Source organism: Desulfogranum japonicum DSM 18378 (assembly GCF_000429945.1).
In the GTDB taxonomy this organism is placed as follows: Bacteria; Desulfobacterota; Desulfobulbia; order Desulfobulbales; family Desulfobulbaceae; genus Desulfogranum; species Desulfogranum japonicum.
In genome coordinates this window covers 127,736-151,208 of record NZ_AUCV01000001.1, presented here as the reverse complement: position 1 = coordinate 151,208, position 23,473 = coordinate 127,736, and the positions used below count along the sequence as shown (strand labels likewise).

Genomic DNA, 23,473 nt, shown 5'->3' with positions numbered 1-23,473 from the left:
TAACCGGTCATTGGAACATTTTTGAAAAGACACCAACTAAGAGCACCGTTGCTATGCAGAAAGAAATTATAGTCACCGGATTTGGCGGACAGGGAATCATTTTGGCTGGCCGTATTCTCGGCACAGCCGCTTCTCTAGGCGACAATAAGGAGTCAACACTGGTACAGGCTTATGGTCCGGAATCACGTGGTGGCGCCTGTAATGCACAGGTTATCATCTCCGATACCCCCATCCACTATCCGTATGTGAAGATACCACATATTCTAGTGGCTATGTCCCAGGCAGGATATGACAAATTTTCCGGCCTGCTGCAGGAAGACTCAATCCTTCTTACAGATCAGGACCTGGTACCCACTACAAATGCTCCCTGCGCACACTACGAAATCGCTGCCACCAGAATGGCTGAAAGTCTGGGACATAAAATGATGGCCAACATCATTATGATTGGCTTTTTCACAGCTATTACAGAAGCTGTATCCAAAAATGCTGCCCTGGAGACCGTCAACCGATCAGTGCCGAAGGGAACAGAAGAAAAAAACCAGAAAGCCTTTAATAAAGGGTTTGATTACGGCCTTTCCACTCTCAAAGGAAAAGAGAAACGTGCCGCAGGTATGACAGGAGCCATTGCACAATGACACGACAAAAGGAACGTCTGCACCGAGTAATAGTCCTGGGTGCCACTCCAGAAGGAATCGCTGCTACCAATAAACTGGGAGAACTGGGTATTCCGGTTACCCTCGTTGACGCTGATCCTGATCTGAATGTCAAACTTGCAAATGAAGCTTATCGTATGCAATCAGGCCAGACATTCAACTTCGCACATCGCCCAGGTTTGATCAGGATATTGCGAAATAGTCGAATCCGCACGATCCTGCCAGCCACCATTTCAGCTATAAAACATACACCACAGGGATTCAGCGTACGTATTCGCAAAGACCTCACGTACGTGGATCCCGAAAAATGTGTCCTTTGCGGCAAGTGTGCTGAGGCATGTCCCGTAACAAACTGCGACAACAGCAAACCACTCAGTCTGGATTCCCGTAAAAGTCTGCCAGGACGCCCCACCATAGACAAGCGCCAGCAACCACTCTGCCAGGCGAGTTGCCCCCTGGGCGTGAATGCTCAGGGATATGTTGCTCTGGCTGCAAAGGGAAAATACCAGGAAGCCTTAGACCTGATACGAGAAAAGAACGTCCTGCCTGGTATATGTGGTCGAATCTGTACCCATCCGTGTGAAGAAAGCTGTCGTCGTGGAGAATTGGACGAACCGGTTTCTATCCGTGCAATCAAACGATTCCTGGCGGACTATGCTGAAACCCATACTAGTACTGATGTTGAATCGCCCCCCCAGGCTCCCACTAGAAAAGAACGTATCGCTATCATAGGATCCGGACCAGCCGGTATTGCTGCGGCAGCCGAATTGGCAGAAAGAGGATACCAGGTAACGGTTTTTGAACGTCAGGAAAAAGCAGGGGGCCTCCTCCGTTATGGTATAGGATCACATCGACTTCCAGAACCTGTATTGGACCGTGAACTGCAGCGCATCGAAAAAATGGGAGTAACCTTTGCCTGCTCCCAGGATGTTGACCTTGTGACCGGTCTCAATACGGTCAACAACGATTTTCATGCAACCCTCCTGACCACAGGCAGCTGGAGCGATCGTAAGCTCGGTATCCCTGGTGAAGACCTGGAGGGGATTGAAGGCTGCATTTCCTTTCTCACCAGAAGTAAATGGCAACATATCAGTTCTATGAACAAGAAGGTAGCGGTCATTGGCGACGGCAATTCAGCCTTTGACCTGGCCAGAACCCTGGCACGTCTGGGCGCTGAGGTTACCATGCTTTCCTGGTTTAGAAAGGAAGAAATCCCTGCTGACAAAGATGAGATACGGGAAGCACTGGAAGAAGGCATTACCATTAAAGACCAGACCCAGGTTACAGCTTTTCTTGGGGACGGTACCACGTTCAATGCTCTGGAATGCAGAGCTACAAAACCAGGCTTAGCAGCGGAAGGCGACATAGCCTGGCCGGTTGTTGATGAACAGATTGCCCCCTGGTCCATGGAATTTGATCTTGCGTTCGTTGCTATCGGTCAGGTTGGGTGTTTTACAGCCGAAATGACGACACCATTCTCTGTCACAGATCGAGGTTTTCTAGCTGTAGATGAACAGCAAAGGACCACAATGCCTGGACTCTATGCTGCCGGTGATGCCGTTACAGGTCCGTCTACCGTTGTACATGCCATGGCTTCCGGAAAAAAGGTCGCAGCAATTATGGATGCTGACCTGAACCATGAAATCGGCAGTCACACAACGACCCGGCCTTTGAACAGAGATTTCACACCAATCTCACCGGATATCCCACGTCAAAAACGACGTGAAATGCCTGAGCGACAACCGGGTGAACGGGTGCAGAATTTCAACGAAGTTGCCTTGGGGCTTTCTGAGCAGCAAATCCTTGCTGAAGCAGGGCGATGCCTGCAGTGTGGGGCTTGCTCAGAGTGTTTTCAATGCGTGGAGGCCTGTGGAGAAGTTCAGGCTATCAATCACAATCAGGTTGAAACAGAGCTTGTTGAACAGGGCGGCATCATTATTATGGCCGATCCTAACATCGTGCCTGTTATCCGGGGTGAAGACGTCATTCGTGCCTATGGACCTAAAGCCGCCCGCACAGAAGTTAACGATATGATTGTCCGTGGCTTTGATGCTGCCGCCAAAGCAATGATCCTGCTGGGAGATTCTGCACATCGTACCAAAGGTCATGCTCTGGCCTTTTCCACACCTGATGCCGGACTTTCGCAGGAAATACGCATCGGTGTTTTTGCCTGCCGATGTAATAACTCACTAGGCTGGCTTGAAGGTATGAATACTTTTCTTCATGAACAGGAAGAGAAGGATTCCATGATTGTCCATGCACAGACCATCAACTCTGCCTGTACCGACGACGGTATTGACACTATTATCAAAACCACCAGAGAAAAAGGGCTCACCAGAATAGTCCTGGCTTCCTGCGTCTGCTGTCCGCTCAATTTTGTATGCAGTGCCTGTACTGACCAGAGAAGTCGCCTCAAAGACGGATTATTCCATGGTACAGGTATCAGCCGCTCCATGGTAGAGACGCAAAACCTGCGAGGAGAGGTCCTTCGTCTGGTAACAACTAACCCTGAACTTGCCATGGCACGTTTCAAAGGCCTGCTGCATAGATCTATGGAACGGGTTAAGAGCCTCAAGCCGTTGCCAGCTGTTGACAGAAACTACAATTTTACTGCAGCCGTTATCGGCAATTCCCAGGCCACCCTGAACAGTGCCCTGCATCTGGCTCAAACGGATCATGATGTTTTCCATTTCGGAACGTTTGAGCAGCCGGCTACCGAAGAACTGGATCATGCCAATATCCATTCTTTCATGGGGTGGAATGTCATCGCACTCAGCGGTACAATAGGTGATTTTCAGATACTGGTTGAATCCGATGGTGAACGCCAGGCCATACGCGCAGGAACCGTGATTTTGGGAGAAAAGGCTCGCCGCCGTATTCCTTATACTCACCAGGAAGGTCTGCCTGCCAAAACCATAGAACCGGTCAACCAGCAAAAAGACATCACCGGCATTCCTTTTGCTTACCCCTGTGCCACTTCAGTGCCGGGATTGTTTCTGGCAGAACCCGGCGGCCTGAATGTTTCCAAGCTGAAAAAAGGTGCGGCAGCCGCGGTTATGGCAGCATCTGCCCTACCCCGAGGCCCCCGTCAGAGTAAGGGTTTTACCGTTGTGGTGGATTCCAAACTCTGTAGAGGATGCGGACGCTGCATATCAGTATGCCCTTACCATGCAATGAGTTTCTCCCGTAATCAGGTGGGCGGCTGGCAGGCTCAAGTGGATGAAGCCATCTGTAAAGGGTGCGGCAACTGTATATCAATGTGTCCCACAGGTGCCGTCGATAGCCCATACAGAAATAGAGCATACCTCGAACAGGCTCTTGAGGAAATACTCCAGAGTAATGCAGTCCATGGAGCATAGAAGACCATGAATAAACAAACAAAAATAATCCTCTTTCTTTGCAACTGGGGTCCCCACGCAGCGTATCTCAGTTTGCAGGATGAAAAACAGAATATCCCAGAAGCTGTGCATATGGTGCGTATTCCATGTACAGGCAGAGTTGACCGGGCATTGCTTCTCAGAGCCTTTGCCAAGGGCGCAGACGGAGTAGCCATGATCGGCTGCTCTCCAGGAACCTGCCGATATGGTTCCGGCACCCCCACAGCCATACGAAATACCCAGGATACAGGAACTATTCTTGACCTTATGGGTATTGGACAGGAACGCCTTCGTTTTGCCACATTTCTGCCTGAACAGTCCGAGGAGTTACTGGAGTTCCTGCAAACTTTCTTACACGACATTCAGAAGCTCGGGCCAACAGCCATTACCACTCTGCCGGACAATCCACTTCCCGCCAACCCGCTAAATCTCCCCCGTGAGGAGGTGAGCGCACTTGTCAATACTTACGATATCCATGCGTGCCAGGATTGCGGAAAGTGTTCTTCCGCCTGTCCCCTGGCTCTGGTCGGGAAACCTTTTTCTGCAAGGGGGATCGCTACAGCTGTAATTAATAACGAACTGTACAAAACCAACGTGCAGGAAAATGTCTGGTCCTGTCTAACTTGCGGCCTTTGTTATGAACGTTGTCCGTCTGCAGTGAATTTCCCTGCTTTTATTAAAGAACTCCGCTACCTGTACCAGAAGAACACCATCCAGGGTAATGAGGCCCATGGAGGCTTTTTACATTCTCTGATGCGCTCCATGGCGTCCCCGGATCTTACCCCCAATCGATACCAGAATATCCCTGAAAAGCTTAAGATCGATCCTGACTCAAATATTCTTTTTTATGGAGGGTGTGCTCCGTATTTTGACATTTTTTTCAGCAAGCACATTGATGTAAATACAGAAAAAATTCTCTTTGACAGTATCCGTCTGCTTAATTTCTTCGACGTACACCCGAGATTGCTTGGGGATGAAAGATGCTGCGGCCATGACCTGCTGTGGTCAGGTGAACAGAGACACTTCAAAGAAGTCGCAAGACTCAATGTTGAACGACTCAACAGCCTGGGCATAGAGACCATGATCACCACCTGCCCGGAGTGTTACATGACCTTCAAAACCACCTATCCTGACATGGGATTTCAACTCAACTTTGAAGTGGTTCACCTCTATGATTTTCTTGAAAAAGAAATTGACCGAGGGGCTGTTGAATTTACATCTTTTGACAAGGCCGTTACCTTCCAGGATTCCTGTCGTCTCTGCCGGCTCGAAGACCGCCAGGAACTGCCACGCCAACTTCTAGCTCGCTTACAGCCAAACACTTTTACGGAAATGCGCGAATCAGGTAAAGGTTCGATGTGTTGCGGAAACACTGCCTGGACAGGTTGCGACTCATATTCAAAAGCCATGCAGGTTAAGCGACTTCAGCAGGCAAAGGAAACCGGGGCGGAGTTGTTAATCACCTCATGCCCGAAATGCCAAATACATCTGCAGTGCGCCATGCAGGATCCTTTTCGCGAAGAAGAACTCCAGATAGAGATGCTTGATTTAACTAGCGTTATTGCTCAAACCATTACCTGGAAATAGGAAGCCCCTGTAAATATTCACAGAGTGACCTGTTGACTGTTTTTTACAAAACGCGTTGTAAGTATACAGAATCCTTCTGGTGAATTGCGGCGTGATTGTTTGTCATGGAATGTTCAGATAAACGATTACGCCCACACAACCATGAAGATTTTGAATCGCTTACTCAAATTCGGAGAATATACATGACAACATCCAATGTCCCCAAGAAATCCAGTGGGAATGAAAATAATGCACGAATCGGTGTGTATGTCTGCCATTGTGGATTAAATATCGCTCAGTCAGTTAACTGTAAGCAGGTTGCAGAAGGTGCAGCTGATACAGATGGCGTGGTACTGTCCAAGGATATCCCTTATGCCTGTTCAGAACCGGGACAACAACAGATTAAACAGGACATCCTCGATAACGGTCTTGACCGTGTTGTTATCGCTTCCTGTTCACCCCGCCTACACGAACCGACCTTTAAGCAGATGGTGCAGTCAGTCGGCTTGAATCCATACATGATGGAAATGGCAAATCTGCGTGAACAATGCAGCTGGGTGCATATGAACGATATCGACAACGCCACCCGAAAAGCGGAAACCCTGGTTGACATGGCCATCTCAAGAGCACGCCACCTGCAACCTCTCAATGAAGAAACCCTGCCTCTGACCAAAAAGACGCTGATCATTGGCGGTGGTGTTGCCGGTATTCAGGCAGCCCTTGATCTGGCGGATAGCGGCTATGACGTAACCTTAGTGGAAAAACAACCATCCATAGGCGGAATAATGGCTCAGCTGGACAAGACCTTTCCGACTATGGATTGCTCGATTTGAATACTCGGTCCTAAGATGACGGATGTCGGTCGACATCCACGGATAAAACTCCTGACCTTGAGTGAGGTCGTGGACGTAAAAGGGTATGTTGGTAATTTTGATGTTAAAATTATCAAAAGAGCAAAATATGTCGATGAAACTGCTTGCACAGCCTGCGGTGAATGCGCCAAGGTCTGTCCGGTGGTGCGACCTGATGAATTTAACATGGGACTCGCCTCCCGCAAGGCAATTTACAGTCCTTTTCCCCAGGCCGTACCTTCATCCTACCTTATAAATATCAAAGAGTGCCTGGGACATAACCCGGCGGTCTGCTCCAAATGCATTGAAGTCTGCGACAAGAAGTGTATTAACTTTCACATGTCGGACGAAGAAATTGTGGAACATGTGGGCAGCATTATTGTTGCCACAGGTCTGAAGCCATATGACCCCACAGAACTTGATGAATATGGATACACACGATTTGAGAATGTCTTGACCAGTCTGGAATTCGAACGGCTGGTTAATGCCGGTGGTCCATCACAGGGATCATTGGTTCGCCCCACAGACAGAACCCATCCCAAATCGGTCGGGTTCATCCAGTGCGTTGGTTCACGTTCTTCCCGTAAAGGTGGTGAATACTGCTCCAACATCTGTTGTATGAATACCATCAAATCGACCCTGGTACTCAAAGAACACTATCCTGATATGGAAGTGAAGGTGTTCTATATTGATATCCGGGCCTTTGGTAAAGGTTTTGAAGAACTGTATACCCGCAGCCGAAAACTCGGGGTACAATTCATCCGTGGCTTGCCTGGCTCTGTGGAAGAGACAGAAAACAAAAGCCTGCGAATTGCGGTGGAAAACAGTGCCACCTCCAGCCTGGAGTTTCATGAACTTGAGATGCTGGTACTTGCCCAGGGTATGCAACCCGCACCATCGACCCAGCGCCTGCAGGAAATGATGGGCCTGCAACTGACACCTGATGGATTCTACCTTGAAGCGCATCCCAAACTTCAACCAGTGGATGCAGCCACCCGCGGAATCTTTTACGCTGGATGTGCAGAAGGCCCCAAGGATATCAAGGAAAGTGTTACCCAGGCCAGTGCAGCTGCAGTACGTGCCATTCGCCTGATGCACAAGGGCGAAATCACCACTGAACCTATCACAGCAGAGGTTATTACGGAGAAGTGTACCTCATGTGGTATCTGTGGCCAGGTCTGTCCGTATAATGCTATAACCGTAGATAGAAAAAACAAACAACCTGCAGTGGTTAACTCTGCTGCATGTGCCGGATGCGGAACCTGTTCTGCTGAGTGCCGATTTGACGCTATCAGCATGAACCACTACACAGACCAGCAGATTATCGGTCAAGTGGATGCAATGCTGGAAAAAGCGGCTGACTCAAAAATTCTGGTTTTTGCCTGTAACTGGTGCTCTTATGCAGGTGCAGACTATGCTGGTGTCTCCCGCTTGCAATACCCGGCCAATGCACATCTGGTTCGCGTGATGTGTTCTGGTAGAGTGGATGAAAAATTCATCTGGGAAGGCTTTCGCCAGGGTGCTCCTGTAGTGTTGGTTAGTGGCTGCCACATTGGGGACTGCCATTATATTGATGCCAACCACTGGACTGAAAAACGGGTCAACCGTATTCGCAAAAAAATGAGCAAACTGGGGATTCGCCCTGAACGGTTGCAACTTGAGTGGATCAGTGCAGCCGAAGGAATCCGCTTTGCTGAAAAAATGAAAGAGATGGAAGCGATCAGACAGACCGTAACCGGTCAGGAGATAGCAGAAACCATCGAATTGTTGACCAATATATAAGCTTAGCTCACTCTCATCTCAACCTGCCGGTATATCAGTATCCCGGCAGGTTACTTTTTTCACCTATTCTCAGATCATAACTGATCACAGACACTCCACGGAATCTCCCACTGGTCGCCTACTTCTTTGAACGATCGCGGTTGCACGGATATAGGCTGACCATTGATTTTCTAAAACCAACACAAATATGGAGAAAAAGAGCTTTCTCCGACAGACTCCCAGACTTACCTGCTCCAAATCGCGCTTAGCCAAATATGAAGCACCTGTGGCCAGTTACCTCAGGTCCATGGAGGATCTCGATCTTTTTCCCATCAGAGTGATGAGCTCACGACTAACCTCTGCCAGCATATAGTTGTCATAAAAAAACAAAAGGGCTGGAGAGATACAAAGATGCATGCTCACCCAGCCCTGTGTAATCAGCAAAGAAAAGATATAGAATTTACTTATTCGCCTCTGCTGAAAAAATTTCCTGCAACATAGTATTATATGATCCGTCCCCTTTCATTTGAGATACGGTCGCATTTATCTTTTTCAACAGTTCACCCTGATTACTCTTTTTAGCAAAAACGATATACGTTGAATTCACAACAAGTGGAGGATCAAACTTAACTACCTTACCACTTGCACCAAGTTTGTTAACGAGTGAATCCCCTGCCTCCTCAATGGCGAGAAGACAATCCAACCTTCCTGCTAATAATTTTTTAAAGTTAAGTTCGTCAGCACTATTCTCTTCCGCTGTGAGCTCACCACTTCCTTTGAGTTTGTCAAAAACATCACCGTAGCTCCACCCCTTAAGAACCCCAACCTTCTTACCTTTTAAACTCATTGCATCTTTAAAGGGAAAATCTTGACCAGCCGGCGCATAGACGACTATTTTTTCGTCAAAAATAGGCTCTGAGTAGTCATAGATCTGCATTCTTTTATCATTTTTATAAATCCCAATGACACCAAACTGGCCCTCCTCACTTAACTGCAAAGTTCTCTTCCATGCATATGCAGAGACATCGACGTCTACACCAATTTCACGGAACAGAACTTTTGCCATCTCTGGATACAATCCTGCTGCCTTTTTTGTTGAACTATCCATGTACATAAATGGAGGATTAGCATCATCTACTGCGAGTCGCACTGTCTCAGCTTGTACATAGCTCACGAAAACTGCCATGATGGCAAAAAACATACCTGTGATTTTACACGTTGCTTTTTTCATAAAGAGCACTCCTTTATTATCCATTTTAAACAAACGACAATGCTACACTCTAAATCGACCGACCATCGCACGAAGTTGATTCGACAATTGAGTAAGCGATGAAGCATTATCATTAACCATTGCACTATTATCAAATATTTTCAAAGCAGCTTTTGTAACCTCTCCAATTTCATCTGAAATTTTTCTGACAGATAGACTACTGTGAGCAATATTTTCATTAACTTCCAAAACGCCCTGACTAGCTTGAGAAACATTACTTGCTATTTCACTTGTAGCAGCAGACTGTTCTTCAATTGATGAGGTTATAACGGTGACCACTTCATTCACCTTGCCAACAACTATAGCTATTTGTTCAATACGAGACACCGTTCCCGCTGTTGTTTCCTGGATGCCTTGAATTTTTACTCGAATCTCACCTGCAGCTTCTGCAGTCTGTTTTGCGAGTTCTTTGATTTCATTGGCGACTACCGCAAAACCTTTGCCTGCATCACCAGCTCTGGCAGCCTCTATCGTGGCATTGAGAGCTAAAAGATTTACTTGCTCACTGATCTCAGTGATACTTTCTAAAACTTTCCCAATATCATTGGCAGCCACACCTAACTTGTTCACCTGCTCTGATGCATCATTCGTTTGCAATACAGCATCATGAGTAATGCTTTGTGCCTGCTCAGTATTCTCGGCTATCTGGCTAATAGTGACATTCATTTCCTCTGCGGCAGAGGCCACCATATTTATATTGGTGGAAGCTTCCTCCATTGCTGCAGCAACCGCATTCATAGTATCCTTCATCTCATCGGACGAGACTGACACGTTACCTGCTTTTTCAGAGGTTTGCTGGGCATCTTCTTTCATACTCCCTGAGAGTTCAGCCAGATTCGCACTCGCTCCATCCAAGTCCTTTGATCCAGAAGCAACATCGCTAACAATAGACTGAATTTTCTCCACAAATACATTAAACCATTTGCAAAGCTCTCCAATTTCGTCATTTTGTCCAACAAGAAGACGTTTGGTAAGGTCGCCTTCACCCTCAGCTATATCTTTGAGGTTTTTCGTTATAACGTGTAATCTTTTAATTACGATGTAACGTAACGTGAGGAGAATAGTCACGATCAAGGAAATAACCACTAATACAAATGCAATCAACTGAGCATACTTTGCATTATTAATCCTTGAAATTATTTTAATAGATAAATTTTCTTGTTTTTCACTAAAATTTTCTTTTGCTACCGATATATTTTCTTGCAAGAATTTTTCAGTATAATACAGCTTTACATACCCAACAGTTTCATCGCCATATAATATATCTTTTTCAACGACAAGAGACTTATCAAGTCGACTATCAGTATCAATTTGATTGTTCTTCTTTACATCCTCTCCATCTTTCCATAAACCTAAAAATATTTTTTTATCAACATCATAGACAACTATTGCAATAACATCACGAAATGACATCAACCCAGACAGACTATTTTCAAGTCCAACATCATCAAAATTATATACAAAAGATGCCGATATTTCGGCTGCAATCTCTGCACATACTTTATTTCTGTTTTTCAGGCCAACTACGTCTTTATCAACACGGTCTTGAAAGGAATGATCAACCATTTCTGAATATGCATCAAGTATATAGGATGTCAGAGCATTTTGCTTATACACAGAAAATATGCCGACCAAAAACAACAAAAACAGGACGACTACGCTATTATATAGCGCTGCTTTTGAAGATATCGAAAGACTCATTATTCTTTTGAACATAACTGCTTGTTGTCTCCACACTTCTTATGAACAATATGACATCGCGCTTAGTGTCAATCCGATTTAACAAATATATACTGTAGCCTATCATCGTTATTTTTTTCATGTCAAGGCGAAATCAGGAAATAACACATTCCTAACAGCCCACTGCACACATTCAAAATATTTATACTTCACAGTTCGATACGGGGTGTTACCGATTTACATGACAAAAACACTTTTCTATCTGGTTATAATTGGGATTTTTTGAAAAAGAGCTGCTTCAGCTATTCGTAAAAAATGACGTTATTTAACAATTCCAGAAAAACAATATTGTATATCATGCTACACTTATGTGGATAATCATGAGCTCTGTATCTTTTGGTTTCATTCACCTCCGAACTGTAACTGATCACAGGTGTTCATATTTGGACAAGCGCGCTTTTAAACAGGTAAGGGACCAACCGGAGACTCCGTGAAGTCTGTGACCAGTTATACTTTGATCTGTCACCCTGTTTTTATTGGAAGAACGGCTACACCCTACATCCGTTCGACACCCATGATGTGTCGACAAGTGCAATAAAGTCCTCCCTGTATCATCCGCAGAAGAAATACAGAACCTGCAGCGGCATCATGTAAAAAAACGATGAGTTGTCTTATGGTTAACCAGTCTTATATTTACCACGTTAAGTTATTGTATAAACTCAAGCAAACCATTGCAGACGGCCAAGCAAAAGGAAACTAATAGAAAAACAGGCAATTACCATGAAATGCCCAAAATGCAGCAACGAGCTTTCTAAAAAAGAATACGCCTCTTCACTCAAGTGCAGCCAGTGTGGTGGTATGTGGCTGGCAGAGCAGCAGTTCCCCAAATTCATCGACCTGCCAGAGTTGGACGATCCTTCCGGAGATCGTTCCAACGATGATAAAACTGGGCTATGCCCTGAAGGTCATGGTATTCTTACCAGAGCCAGGATAGATGTTGACGAGCCTTTTTACTTGGAACGCTGCTCTAAATGCGGAGGGATCTGGTTCGATCAGGGCGAGTGGCACGCAATTGTTCAACATAACCTGATTGAAAACCTTGCAGATTTCTGGTGCCGATCATGGCAACGAACCCAGCGCAAGCAACTTGACCGTGCCACCCATCTTGACAATAACAAAAAACTTCTTGGAGAAGAGTTGTTCAGTACCATCCTGCATCTGGCAGAACAATTAAAGCATCATCCTGAAAAAGGAAGAGCTGTTGCTTGGTTACAGCAGGAAATTAACGAAGCATAGCCCTTTACATTTAAGGGTCACGAAAAAAATAAATTATCCAATCTTGCTTGTCTCTCAAACCGGTAACGTCGTCGCGTCAATGTCTCAATACTGCCAGTATGGAACCATTGACGCGACGACGTTACCACATCGATATACTACGCAATTTTTGGATATTTATTATTTTTCGCGACCCTAATACACTTTTTTTGAGAGGTGGAACATATGAAATCCAAGGCAACATCCACGTTACGTACCCTTATCAAAGGTTGGGGCTGTTCACTCCTGGTAGCCTTGCTACTGACAACCTCGTTTAAATCTGCCATTGCAGATTGGAATGATGTTCCCACAGGCTCTATGAAGCCCACGATTCTGGAGGGAGATCGCATCTTTGTCAATAAACTGGCCTATGATCTGAAAGTTCCTTACACAACCTTGCACATAGCTCATTGGGATGATCCTGCACGAGGAGATATTGTTGTATTTTTTTCACCTGCTGACGGAACCAGGCTGGTGAAAAGAGTTATTGGCATCCCTGGTGATACCATAACCATGGAAAACAACCAGTTGCTCATCAATGGAAAAAAGATAGCATATCATTCTTCTGACCTTCCCCCAAATATTGAGCGATATGCCGATGCGTCAGTTACAACGTATCAATATATTGAAGAGCTTGCGCGGCATCCACATCCCATAACAATTACTCCAGATATTCGCTCACTTCGCTCATTTGGCCCCATAGCCGTACCAGAGTCCACATATTTCATGATGGGTGACAACAGGGACAACAGCGCAGATTCACGATATTTCGGATTTGTCCATCGTGATCTGATCGTCGGCCAGGCAACGGCTGTGGTTGGTTCCCTGGATATCAACAACCGCTTTACTCCTCGCTGGAATCGTTTTTTCACAAATTTGCAGTAACATCACCAGGGCGCATCATAAGGGTAACCAGTGTCTGCTTATAAATGCGTATTTTCGTTCAAAAGCAGGTAAGGGAAGACTCCGTGGCATTTATAGAGTTAAACCACAAGCATATATTATATGTTTGGGCCTTCGCGACCTCCGAGGATGAAAGCACAGCTATCGAGCGAAAAGACTATTTATGAACAGACGCTAACCAAGGTATAACAACATTATGATTGCCCCATAACCAGCTGTTGGTAGCATGCCGCTGACACTCATCATGGCCAAACCCATTGTAAAATGGGGACGGAAAGCCACGGGTCCGAAAGCTATCGGATGGCCGGGTTGCACGGAAAAAATGCAGCCTTGCTCATCTATCTGATGCAGCTTGAGGTCTTCATTTTTTCCGAAGACTCTTGTTCAGCATGCAAAAAAAGGAGATACGCTATGCCAAACAGACTGGATCAACGGTTCATCATCATGACCACAGCGCTATTTGCTGCTACGGCCTGCAGTGTCTGCCATGCAAGCCCGACTGTTGACATCACCGTGGCAACCCCACAAGCTATGATTGGTGAAACCCTGGAGGTAGACATCATGTATGGTGGTGACGGGAAGTTATTGGGCGCTTTTGATTTTGACCTTGAATACGACGCCAGCAGCCTGAATTTTCTCGGCTACACCTTGGCCAACTCGCTGGGGGACCTGACACTTTTTGAAGCAGTTGACTGGAGTGGAGGAGAGCTTTCAGCGGGTACGGTAAACGTAACGGAAGTCAGTTTTCTTGCTGACCTTTCTTTCCAACCAACAACCTTTTCCCTGGTTACTTTGAGCTTTGAAGCACTCAGTGTCGGGCATTCAGATTTGACTATTGGGTATTCGGACTTCAGCGATGAACAGGGGGATGCCATTGTCCCTACAATCAATACATCGTCCATTCAGATTATGAATCCAGTCCCCGAGCCATCCTCGGCTCTACTTTTTGCTTTCGGTCTTTTGGGCCTGGCACGACGACAGAGCTTCCAATGGAACAGATGAACGCCACCATACACCATCAAGGAGTGCACACTACATGAAACGATCACTGTTTTGCGCAGCATTAACGTCATCTGTCCTGCTCACATTGACCTCCGCCTGCTCTGGCCCACTGGAGCTGCGAATTATCCACATGAATGACATCCATTCGCACCTCTCAGCCGAACAGGATTTCGAGCTATCCCTGGCAGGCCAGGATACCTTTGTTGAACTTGGCGGTATACCCAGGGCTGTAAATTTTATTGAACAACAGGTTGCAGAAGTTGAACATGCTCTCATACTTAATGCCGGTGATACTTTCCAGGGAACTTTGTACTACACCCTTTTCAAAGGAGATGCCACTGCGGAAATGATGAACCTGATCGACTGGGATGCCATTGTTCTCGGCAATCATGAGTTCGATGACGGTGACCAGCACCTGGCAGATTACCTGGATAAACTCAATGGTGATATCGTTGCTGCCAATGTTATCCCGGACGCAGGAAACGTGCTCGAAGGAAAATGGTCTCCATATATCATCAAAGAAATTGGTAGTGAGCAGGTTGCAATCATCGGTATTGACGTCAAGCAGAAAACCGAGGCTTCCTCCAACCCCAGTGATGAGATCACGTTCCAGGATGAACTGACCACAGCCCAGTACTATGCAGACCTGCTCCGAAACGACTACGGCATCGATAAAATCATCCTGCTCAGCCACTATGGCTTGAAAAATGATATGGAGCTGGCACAAAAGATTACAGGCATTGATATCATCATTGATGGCGATTCACACTCTCTTATGGGAGATGTGAAAGCCTTCGGTCTGGGCAGTTCTTATCCTTATCCTGTACAGACGAGCGATAAGGATGGAAACCCTGTCTGCATTGCCCAGGCATGGGAGTATGCCAAGGCGGTTGGCAGCCTTGATGTCTCTTTTGACGATAACGGCCAGGTTACATCCTGCAGTGGCGCTGCGGTGCTCCCTGTCGGCAGCATGTTTAAACGCAAGGATGCAAACGGCAACAAAGTTGAGGTCAGTATACTGGAACAAGAAGAAATTAAGAATTTCATAGAGACCCGAACAAACATTGCCATTGTTGAAGAAGATACGGATGCGGCCACCTCCCTTCAGACCTATTCTGACAAGGTCGATGTGATGAAAGCACAGGTTATCGGACAGGCCGGCGAGGAACTCAGCCATGTTCGTATTCCAGGAATAGACTACCTGGGCAATAGTGGCGCTGAATTTCCCCTGGGCAGCGAGATCGCCCCGCTGGTTGCAAAAGGATTTTATGAGCTTAGCCTGCGCGCAGATGCCTGTATCCAAAATGCGGGAGGTGTGCGCATAAATGTTCAGGCAGGTGACGTAACATATGATACAGCCTATACCCTGCTCCCCTTCAGCAACACGCTGTTTGAAATCGAGATGAAAGGAAGCGAAATCAAACAGGCCCTGGAAGATGCCCTTACCAACTATTATGATAATGGGGGGTCAAGCGGCTCCTTTCCTTATAGCTATGGCCTACGCTACGACATTAACATGTCTAATCCCGCAAACATGCGCATAAAAAATCTGGAAATCATGGACCGAACCAGTAAAAACTGGACGCTCATCCAGGAAAATACCATGTATGTCATCGTGACCAACAGCTACACCGGTCAGGGAAAAGACGGCTATCTCACATTTAAGGATGTTCAGGATCAACGAGGTCCTGGAATCGATACGTACCTAGACTATGCAATGTCTTTTGTGACCTATGTGGGTAATCTGGCAGCAGAAGGAAAAAAACTCGAACCTCTTCCAGGTAATGAGCATTGTATAAAAAGCTATTATTTCTCACAACATGGCGACATTAACAATGATGGGCTGATCGACAGAAATGATCTTACTGAACTGCAACATTTCCTCCGTCAGTCCGCAGGAAAATGTCCTGAATGCGACCTTGACGCTGACGGTACCATAACCATCATGGATGCCAGGCAACTTACTCAGTTGCTCGGAAAATAAGATCAACATTCATTTGTAACTGCTCACAGGGCGCTCAATCTCTCCACTATCAACCTGGCTTACGTCTGACTCAATACGCTGCGCCAGTCTGTTTGCAGAGTAATCACCCTCTCCCTGTGAGTAGTTACAATTGTTCAGGTGCAAAACGCTTGGACGAGACACTTGACGTAGTCAGCATCGAGGTTCCCAAAGAAACACATCCGACAACAATTTGTTTTAACAGACAAAAAATATCACCTCATACAGCGAACTATTTTGACATAGTGCCACTTTTCTCATACAGTCTTTTTTCAAAAAGACTGTTATATCTCCTGTTTTTTTTTGTTTTACAATACAGAGACTGTATACTTTATCAGACAAGTGTCCGTTACAATCGTTATTTTTGGTAACTACTAGGGAAACGGATAAACTTGAAACTCCCCTGTATGTGTAACTGGTCACATGGTACCTGAGATTTTCGCAATCAGGCTGGCGCAACGTATTGGATCATAGGTAAGCCCGGCTGGGCGCGGAAAAATCAGGTGTACTATGAGCAGTTACTATTTTGTTGTGAATTACAAGTAGTCTTTACTGGCAGAGATAGTGTTTCCGTGCAGATCGTCCCCTGACAGCTGTATACCACGTGCTTTAATACACACGTTGTATATCCATCGGGTCCGTTCCTGTTTCAGGATCACTCTGTTCAATGCCCTGCCTGCAAAGATATGTAGTTCAGCAGGCTGTATCGCACATATTGCCGATGCATAAATATGGATCGTTCACCCTAATTTTTAGTTATACTCAAGACTTAACCTCAGTTATGAACATACACGAAATAAACAGCTTACTCATTAAAACGCCTTGAAATATACAAGTCAATCATGCCCCCTACATCAAAATTCCTTCCACTGTTTGGCATCGTTTCCACAATTCTTCTCACATCTCTTATTGCGCAAGCTACCGAGTACGACAACCCACAACCACTCGCCGACGACCTGGTCCTCCCAATGCCCAAAGGAAAGGTTATGGTTTTCCGTCCTGTATGCATAGGTGAAGGAACAGGCACTTTTGCCTGGAAACGATTTAAGCTGGGAGATCCCTCAGGTGGGTATAAGGAAACTCCAACAGGCGTGGCTTTGGGTGGTTCCTTTACCGTCGAACAAGAAACGGGTACTGACTGGTGTTACTATATCGGCAAATATGAAGTCAGTGAAGCACAACTCTTTGCCCTTGATCTTGCACCTCCCGGTCAGGAAGAAAGTGCATATCCCGTCCGTGATATATCGTATTTCAATGCTGAAGAATTCATCCACAAATACAACCAGTGGCTCTACGATACCGCCCAAGCCTCTGTTCCCACGTATGGAGGAATACCAGGATATCTTCGTTTACCCACTGAACAGGAATGGGAATTTGCAGCGCGAGGTGGTGGAGCCATTGAAGCAGCCCTGTTTGACAGAAAAATTCCCTACCCAAAAGACAAACTACCAGAATATGAATGGTTTGCCGGCCCATCGTCTTCACATAATAAAATAAAGCAAATCGGCAAGCTCAAGCCCAATACCCTTGGTGTACACGATATGTTGGGTAATGTATCGGAAATGACCATGACCCTGTACCAGGTTGAATACTACCAGGGACGCACCGGCGGCTTTGTAGCAAAAGGAGGGCACTACCTAACCGATGCCAGACAGATACGTTCTTCGCTGCGAACAGAACAGGAATTTTATGCACTAGACAGAAAAACAAAAAACTTTGCCCCAAGTAAAAAAAATACCCTGGGCTTTCGCCTGGTACTTTCATCCCTGGTTTTCCCCAACCGTCAAGTGAGCAAACAACTCTCCAACGATTGGGAATCATATAGAAACCAAAAAGCGCGTTCACTTCCTGCTGCAGTTTCAACGGCACCAACCAGCACCAAAACCAAAGTATCTGGTGATGAGGCCTTACTTTATCTGCAACGCCTTCAGGAAACCCTTAAAAATTCAGGAAGCCTCTCTGAACCGGTGCAGCAACAACTGGATCTCCTGGGTACTTCACTCAACGACATTCAGTTCATCGTGCAACAGGCTGAAGAAGACACCGCCTTTGCATTTATCAAAATTGGGAGTGAACAGGCTTTCCAGGTTACCTTCTGGGGCAAACGTCTGGCCAAGGTGGACAGCCTGCTGACCCCCGAGGCAAAAGCCATGCTGTCAAAAGCCAATAACGCTGCTTTGGAAAAAAAACGTACAGAGATTTTACAAAATTTCAACCAGGCCGTAGCTTCCTATGTGGACTCCATTCAGGCTGTGGCAGCCAACAGTGAATCAGCAAGAAAAGTTGGCTATGAAAAATACCAGACCTTTTTATCCCAAAAGCCAAACAGTAAAAACCAGCTACTTCTCCAGCCAATTATCCAAAAGCATATGGAAGAATATGCAGAAAAGAAAAGACTGGATATGGACACCTGGAAACAGGAACTCATGAACTGGTCGGCAAATAACGCACAATGATCACAATAGCTACAGTAAGCTGTAAAGACACCCACAAGCAATGCGGGTGAGTAACACTTTTAAAAGAGGTTATCATGCAAAAAATAACGACTGTCATTCTCCTTCTTTTCCTGTGCACCTACCTCTCCGGTTGTGCAAACATCTCCGATGACTCAACCCGTACCCGCACCGAGGGAGCTCTGGCCGGAGGCGGTATCGGTGCATTGCTCTGTGGTGGTGGAGCGTTACTCCTGACCAAAGATGCAGGTGAAGCAGCCAAATGGGCAGCTATTTGCGGTGGTATAGGTGCCCTGGGTGGGCTTGTCTATGCAAACAATGTTATCAATGAAAAAGATCAATATGATTCAACAGAACAATGGTTGGACGCCTGTATAGAAGAAACAAAGAAGAACAATGAGTCCATGGCTGAATATAACCAAAATTTGGAAAAACAGATAGCCAGCTTGAAAGAGGAAAATAAAACTCTGAAAAGCCAATACAAGAAAGATAAAAATACAAAAAGCCAGCTGGTATCCCAAAAAGAAAAAATAGATGAACTTGCTCAAAAAACCAATGAAAGTCTGGACGTTGCCAAAAAGGACCTGGAAAATAGAAAACAGATGATAGCAGAGGCCAACAATCTGAATTCGCCACAAAAAAGCGACTACACCACAAGTGTCAAAGCTGAAATAGAAACGCTTAAGGCCAATATCAAAGAGCTTGAAAAGCACAGCCTGGAACTGGCCTCCCTATCTTCCAGCATGGCTGTTTAAAATACGGCCTGCCGCTTACCTTGAGATAAAAAAGCACAAAGGAATATTCTATGAAACAGCGCACTTCTCTTTGCCTGATCCTGTTTGCCACAGCCATTCTCTCTGGCTGTGCGGCAACTACCCCGGAAGACCCGTGTAAAGGTGGTCTTTTCGGATATGATGCAGCGGCATGTGAACAAAAACTGGCAAATAAACAGCAAGTCCTTACAGAACTGGAAGAGGAAAACCGCTCTTCAACACAGAAATCCCAACAGCTTGAATCCAGCAAAGGCCAGTTACTCACGGAACAGTCAGAACTCAATAAAAAACTTGCAGGTCTCAACGATTCTATCCGCAAACTTGAAAAGAAGCTTGACCAGCAAACCATAGCCAACAGTTCCAATACAAAAGAGCTTAAAGAACTGCAACAACAGCTCAATACACTGAAACAGGAATCCGCCATGGTCGGCAGGATGGAAAGTGGCAAAGAACAGATGGAGGAACTCGAGCGATTGAAAAAGAAAAAAGCATTGCTGGAAAAAGATATTCTGGAATTGCTCACAATGTGACGAGCGGGCAGCTATGTTTCAGATATTCAGGTGCATTGCATTACCGGCCTGGCTTCTCCAATGTTGTAGGAGAAAATGGCTGTATGGTACGCTTCTGCTGTTTTTCCTGCTCCCGGCGGTTGGTTCTATAGCTGAAGGCTTCACGGAAAACGAACTCAGGATTCTGGACGAGGCAGTGGAAACCATACATAATTACGCGTTACCACCCTTAAATTCAACCCACGGAATGCTCGAAACAGTTTTGAGATCATCACTCCAGAGTATAGATGAATACTCCAGCTACCTCTCTCCAAAAGAATTCAAAGCCTTTACGACAGCTCAACACCAGGACTACTCTGGAGTACAGATGGATATACGGGAACAGAAAAAAAGAATCTATCTGTATCCCTTCAAAAATGGCATGGCTGAAAAAGCAGGCCTGCTGCCTGGAGATGAACTGATAGCAGTGGACAATCAGCTGGTATATGGCCAATCCGTGTATATGGTGGGTTCAAGAATACGTGGTGAAGAAGGAACAGTGGTTCAACTCACCGTTCAATCGGACCATAAGATACTCCGCTCGGTCTCCCTGCGGCGTGAACATTCCAGCTATCAGTCCATTCGTTCAATATCTTTTCCCCAGGCCCTATATGTGCGTATAACACGATTTACAGCAAATACGGACAACGAATTTGCTGTCATCCTTGATCAAGAGTACGAGGACCATCAAGCCATTATAATTGATCTGAGACAAAACCAGGGCGGTGACCTTCGCGTTGCAAACCGGTGTATGGAACTGTTTATTGAACGTGGTACACCCATGTATACCCTTGTCACCGGGCAAGGCAAATTTCCGATCATCTCCCAGGCAGCACTGAGGCCAGCACATGGTAATATACTCATTTTGCAGGACAAAAATACGGCCAGCGCGGCTGAAATATTCATTGCTGCGCTGACAGAAAACGACAAAGCCAGCTCAGCGGGCAAACCATCTTATGGAAAAGGTCGTGCACAGAAGATTTTCCCTCTGTCCAACGGGGCTGCCCTGCTGCTCACCTATGCCAAAATTCTTACTCCCCGTGGGAATGTTTTCGATCATCATGGACTGGCCCCGCACCGGACACTACCCGAACACTTGATGCAGGCAGATTATTCTGATCCCGAAAAGATAACTGAACTACTCAATTTCATGCACAATAATCACTAAGGAGGTATTCATGATCAAAAAAAGATGTGTACTGTCCATTGCCGCCATGGCACTGGCCATCCCCTTTGCTCTGGGAACAGGTACGTTCGCCGATGAGTCCAGGGAGCCTTTGAAAATAGAAGGGAAAGAAACACTTTTTCTCCGTGTGCTGAGTAAACCCTTTGCAAAAATTTATCAGTCTGCAGATCTCTCGTCACCTACGGTGGCGGAAAACCTGCCTGCCATGCAGCCCTACTTTGTCTATGAAGAAAAAGCACCGGCCAGTGACTTGGAGAGCTATCGCTGGTATAAGGTTGGAACCGATGCCAAGGGCACCACCCTCGGCTGGATTACCTCCGATGATGCCGTAAAATGGAAGCAGACACTCTGCCTCTCTTTTACCCATCCCCTTGGGCGTAACCAGGTAATGATGTTTGAAAAAAAGGACCAGCTCGATGCCCTGGTCCGAATGCCGGTGGAACAAAGACAGGCCAAGACCCAGGAGTATTATACTCAGATCAACTCGGGAAATATCAGCAACGATTTCCCTGTCCTCTCTGTTGAGCCTAAAAAAGCCATTGATATCACTCAGCAATTTTACCTTCTTCCAATTCTTGAATATGATCAGTTTGAGATAGATAACCGGGAAGGAAGACTCTTGAAACTTGCCGCTGTCACCCGCCAGAGTGCTGACGCCAGAGAGAAATCAGATATCAGAAGCAACGAGGACTACAGAGAGCATGCAGTGAGCGAAAGCACTGCAATTGATGCAAGCACTCTGGAAAAACTCAACATTGACGTTGTCTGGGCCATGGATACGACCAACTCCATGATGCCTTATATTGAACAGACGCTGAAAGTCGTGCAACAGGTTTCAGACAATATTGCCTCTAAACCGGAATTAGCCAATAAAATTCACTTTGGAATCTGGGGGTATCGAGATTCCATGGATATTCCGGGGATAGGTTACAATGTACAAAATTACACTCCAGTTTTGCAGACGCCTCCTGACTTTGTTAACACCCTGAAAGAGGTCAGTGTCACAAAGGTGGGCTCCGAAGGATTTGATGAGGACATGTTTTCAGGTATTCACAGTGCGCTGACGGAGACTACCTGGTCTGACAATTCCATACGGCTGATTATTCTTGCCGGAGATGCGCCCGGCCATACTCTGGGCCATAAGTGGAATGCCACCGGCCAGGACCAGAATACCCTGAGAAAAATCGCCAATGATCTCTCCACCTATATTTTTGCACTCCACATTCAGGAGCCCAAAGCAGAACAATTTAATCCACTGGCAGAAGAACAATTCAAAACCCTGAGTACCAACGAAGGCATGAAAGCAGAAACATTCTATGCCCTTCCGGCACAGGAAGTGGAAGGCTTTGGAGAAGCTACCGATGGTATTACCCAGCAAATCATAGGGTTGCTGGAACAAAAGCAACAGGAAAAAACAACGCTCGAACAGAAAGAGTCCCAGGCTACGGCCGATACGTCAATGCAGAACGCAGCTACAGAGATCGAAACTGTTTCGGCTCCCCCTGTATCTGATTTTGCAGTCACTCTTCCCAGCACTGAAAGCTCCGAGAACAAAACCTCTGAGACAGAAAAAGCAAAACAGATCACAGGGCAAACCCTGCAGGCCGCCTACGTGGAATGGGTAGGTTCGCAGACTAAAGCCGAACCACCCCGTGATATTGTCGCATGGGTCACGGACAAAGACCTTATTGACCCCAGTATCCAGGCGCTGGAGGTTCGTTTCCTGATAAATAAACGCCAGCTTGATTCCCTGAAAAAAACCCTGCAGGGTATTCTTTCTGCCGGTCGGGAAGGAAAAATTGGAAGCGACGATTTTTTCTCTGCTCTCCAGGCCGCCTCTGCGTTGACAGCAAGGGATCCTGACATGATTAATAATGCCAATTCACTGGCAGAAACAGGCATGGTACCTGAATTTCTCGAAGACCTGCCTTATACCAGCCGCATCATGGATATGAATAGTGACCTCTGGAACAGCTGGTCCATTGATGAGCAGGATATGTTTCTTCAGGACCTTGATGCCCGAATCATGGCATACGAAACCATTCACGACAGTCCGGAAAACTGGATTCAACTGAACCGGAGTGACGATCCCAGCGAATATGTGTATCCAATTCCGTTGGAGCTTTTGCCATAA

Annotated in this window: 15 protein-coding genes and 1 riboswitch; of the genes, 13 read left to right on the top strand and 2 right to left on the bottom strand. The window is 46.2% G+C overall.

Translation table 11 applies throughout. The features are described 5' to 3' along the window. The first annotated feature begins 53 nt into the window (after nucleotides 1-53). From G493_RS0100650 to hdrA2, 4 genes are all read left to right on the top strand, one after another. Nucleotides 54-635: a 2-oxoacid:acceptor oxidoreductase family protein gene (locus G493_RS0100650; RefSeq protein ID WP_028578808.1), complete on the top strand. Its 582-nt coding sequence runs from the start codon at nucleotides 54-56 to the stop codon at nucleotides 633-635. Further along, entirely contained in the window at nucleotides 632-4,012 is a 3,381-nt protein-coding gene (locus tag G493_RS0100645; protein ID WP_028578807.1) for an FAD-dependent oxidoreductase, read from the top strand. Before G493_RS0100650 ends, G493_RS0100645 begins: the two co-directional genes overlap by 4 nt. 6 nt (nucleotides 4,013-4,018) lie before the next feature. Beyond that, entirely contained in the window at nucleotides 4,019-5,617 is a 1,599-nt protein-coding gene (locus G493_RS0100640; protein ID WP_028578806.1) for a hydrogenase iron-sulfur subunit, read from the top strand. Nucleotides 5,618-5,799: 182 nt separating this feature from the next. Continuing rightward, nucleotides 5,800-8,229: a CoB-CoM heterodisulfide reductase HdrA2 gene (hdrA2, locus tag G493_RS27185; protein ID WP_084813354.1), complete on the top strand. Its 2,430-nt coding sequence runs from the start codon at nucleotides 5,800-5,802 to the stop codon at nucleotides 8,227-8,229. 439 nt (nucleotides 8,230-8,668) lie between these two features. Here the strand turns inward: hdrA2 and G493_RS0100625 are convergent, their stop codons facing one another. Together G493_RS0100625 and G493_RS27180 are read right to left on the bottom strand one after the other, a co-directional pair. After that, nucleotides 8,669-9,439 (bottom strand): substrate-binding periplasmic protein, encoded by a 771-nt coding sequence (locus tag G493_RS0100625; RefSeq protein ID WP_028578805.1) that lies wholly within the window; start codon nucleotides 9,437-9,439, stop codon nucleotides 8,669-8,671. A 42-nt stretch (nucleotides 9,440-9,481) separates the two neighbouring features. Further along, complete coding sequence (locus tag G493_RS27180; protein ID WP_084813352.1) at nucleotides 9,482-11,194, bottom strand: methyl-accepting chemotaxis protein; 1,713 nt, start codon at nucleotides 11,192-11,194, stop codon at nucleotides 9,482-9,484. A gap of 744 nt (nucleotides 11,195-11,938) precedes the next feature. Here G493_RS27180 and G493_RS0100615 point away from each other — a divergent pair. The 9 genes from G493_RS0100615 to G493_RS0100575 all read left to right on the top strand — a co-directional run bounded on the left by G493_RS0100615 (nucleotide 11,939) and on the right by G493_RS0100575 (nucleotide 23,473). Then, nucleotides 11,939-12,454, top strand: coding sequence for a TFIIB-type zinc ribbon-containing protein (locus tag G493_RS0100615; protein ID WP_028578804.1), 516 nt, complete (start codon nucleotides 11,939-11,941; stop codon nucleotides 12,452-12,454). 204 nt (nucleotides 12,455-12,658) lie between these two features. Beyond that, nucleotides 12,659-13,357: a signal peptidase I gene (gene lepB, locus G493_RS0100610; protein WP_051308905.1), complete on the top strand. Its 699-nt coding sequence runs from the start codon at nucleotides 12,659-12,661 to the stop codon at nucleotides 13,355-13,357. A 255-nt stretch (nucleotides 13,358-13,612) separates the two neighbouring features. Continuing rightward, nucleotides 13,613-13,692: riboswitch (cyclic di-GMP riboswitch) on the top strand. A 94-nt stretch (nucleotides 13,693-13,786) separates the two neighbouring features. Continuing rightward, entirely contained in the window at nucleotides 13,787-14,377 is a 591-nt protein-coding gene (locus G493_RS0100605; RefSeq protein WP_161629770.1) for a cohesin domain-containing protein, read from the top strand. Nucleotides 14,378-14,411: 34 nt separating this feature from the next. Beyond that, on the top strand, nucleotides 14,412-16,361 hold the full coding sequence (locus G493_RS27175) for a 5'-nucleotidase C-terminal domain-containing protein (protein WP_051308904.1): 1,950 nt from the start codon (nucleotides 14,412-14,414) through the stop codon (nucleotides 16,359-16,361). 860 nt (nucleotides 16,362-17,221) lie between these two features. After that, nucleotides 17,222-18,835 (top strand): formylglycine-generating enzyme family protein, encoded by a 1,614-nt coding sequence (locus G493_RS0100595; RefSeq protein WP_051308903.1) that lies wholly within the window; start codon nucleotides 17,222-17,224, stop codon nucleotides 18,833-18,835. A 74-nt stretch (nucleotides 18,836-18,909) separates the two neighbouring features. After that, the gene (locus G493_RS0100590) at nucleotides 18,910-19,587 is read left to right on the top strand and encodes a hypothetical protein (protein ID WP_028578800.1); all 678 of its coding nucleotides are present in this window, start codon (nucleotides 18,910-18,912) and stop codon (nucleotides 19,585-19,587) included. A 50-nt stretch (nucleotides 19,588-19,637) separates the two neighbouring features. After that, nucleotides 19,638-20,135: a hypothetical protein gene (locus G493_RS0100585; RefSeq protein WP_028578799.1), complete on the top strand. Its 498-nt coding sequence runs from the start codon at nucleotides 19,638-19,640 to the stop codon at nucleotides 20,133-20,135. 13 nt (nucleotides 20,136-20,148) lie between these two features. Continuing rightward, nucleotides 20,149-21,321: a S41 family peptidase gene (locus G493_RS0100580; RefSeq protein ID WP_028578798.1), complete on the top strand. Its 1,173-nt coding sequence runs from the start codon at nucleotides 20,149-20,151 to the stop codon at nucleotides 21,319-21,321. Nucleotides 21,322-21,331: 10 nt separating this feature from the next. Continuing rightward, nucleotides 21,332-23,473: a hypothetical protein gene (locus G493_RS0100575; RefSeq protein ID WP_035272809.1), complete on the top strand. Its 2,142-nt coding sequence runs from the start codon at nucleotides 21,332-21,334 to the stop codon at nucleotides 23,471-23,473.

Bases quoted from the DNA above. Each gene is read 5' to 3' on its own strand.
- G493_RS0100575 (WP_035272809.1), top strand. From the start codon at position 21,332: ATGATCAAAAAAAGATGTGTACTGTCCATTGCCGCCATGGCACTGGCC.
- G493_RS0100640 (WP_028578806.1), top strand. From the start codon at position 4,019: ATGAATAAACAAACAAAAATAATCCTCTTTCTTTGCAACTGGGGTCCC.
- G493_RS27180 (WP_084813352.1), bottom strand. From the start codon at position 11,194: ATGTTCAAAAGAATAATGAGTCTTTCGATATCTTCAAAAGCAGCGCTA.
- G493_RS0100645 (WP_028578807.1), top strand. From the start codon at position 632: ATGACACGACAAAAGGAACGTCTGCACCGAGTAATAGTCCTGGGTGCC.
- G493_RS27175 (WP_051308904.1), top strand. From the start codon at position 14,412: ATGAAACGATCACTGTTTTGCGCAGCATTAACGTCATCTGTCCTGCTC.
- G493_RS0100585 (WP_028578799.1), top strand. From the start codon at position 19,638: ATGAAACAGCGCACTTCTCTTTGCCTGATCCTGTTTGCCACAGCCATT.
- lepB (WP_051308905.1), top strand. From the start codon at position 12,659: ATGAAATCCAAGGCAACATCCACGTTACGTACCCTTATCAAAGGTTGG.
- G493_RS0100590 (WP_028578800.1), top strand. From the start codon at position 18,910: ATGCAAAAAATAACGACTGTCATTCTCCTTCTTTTCCTGTGCACCTAC.
- G493_RS0100615 (WP_028578804.1), top strand. From the start codon at position 11,939: ATGAAATGCCCAAAATGCAGCAACGAGCTTTCTAAAAAAGAATACGCC.
- G493_RS0100580 (WP_028578798.1), top strand. From the start codon at position 20,149: ATGTTTCAGATATTCAGGTGCATTGCATTACCGGCCTGGCTTCTCCAA.
- G493_RS0100605 (WP_161629770.1), top strand. From the start codon at position 13,787: ATGCCAAACAGACTGGATCAACGGTTCATCATCATGACCACAGCGCTA.
- G493_RS0100625 (WP_028578805.1), bottom strand. From the start codon at position 9,439: ATGAAAAAAGCAACGTGTAAAATCACAGGTATGTTTTTTGCCATCATG.
- G493_RS0100650 (WP_028578808.1), top strand. From the start codon at position 54: ATGCAGAAAGAAATTATAGTCACCGGATTTGGCGGACAGGGAATCATT.
- G493_RS0100595 (WP_051308903.1), top strand. From the start codon at position 17,222: ATGCCCCCTACATCAAAATTCCTTCCACTGTTTGGCATCGTTTCCACA.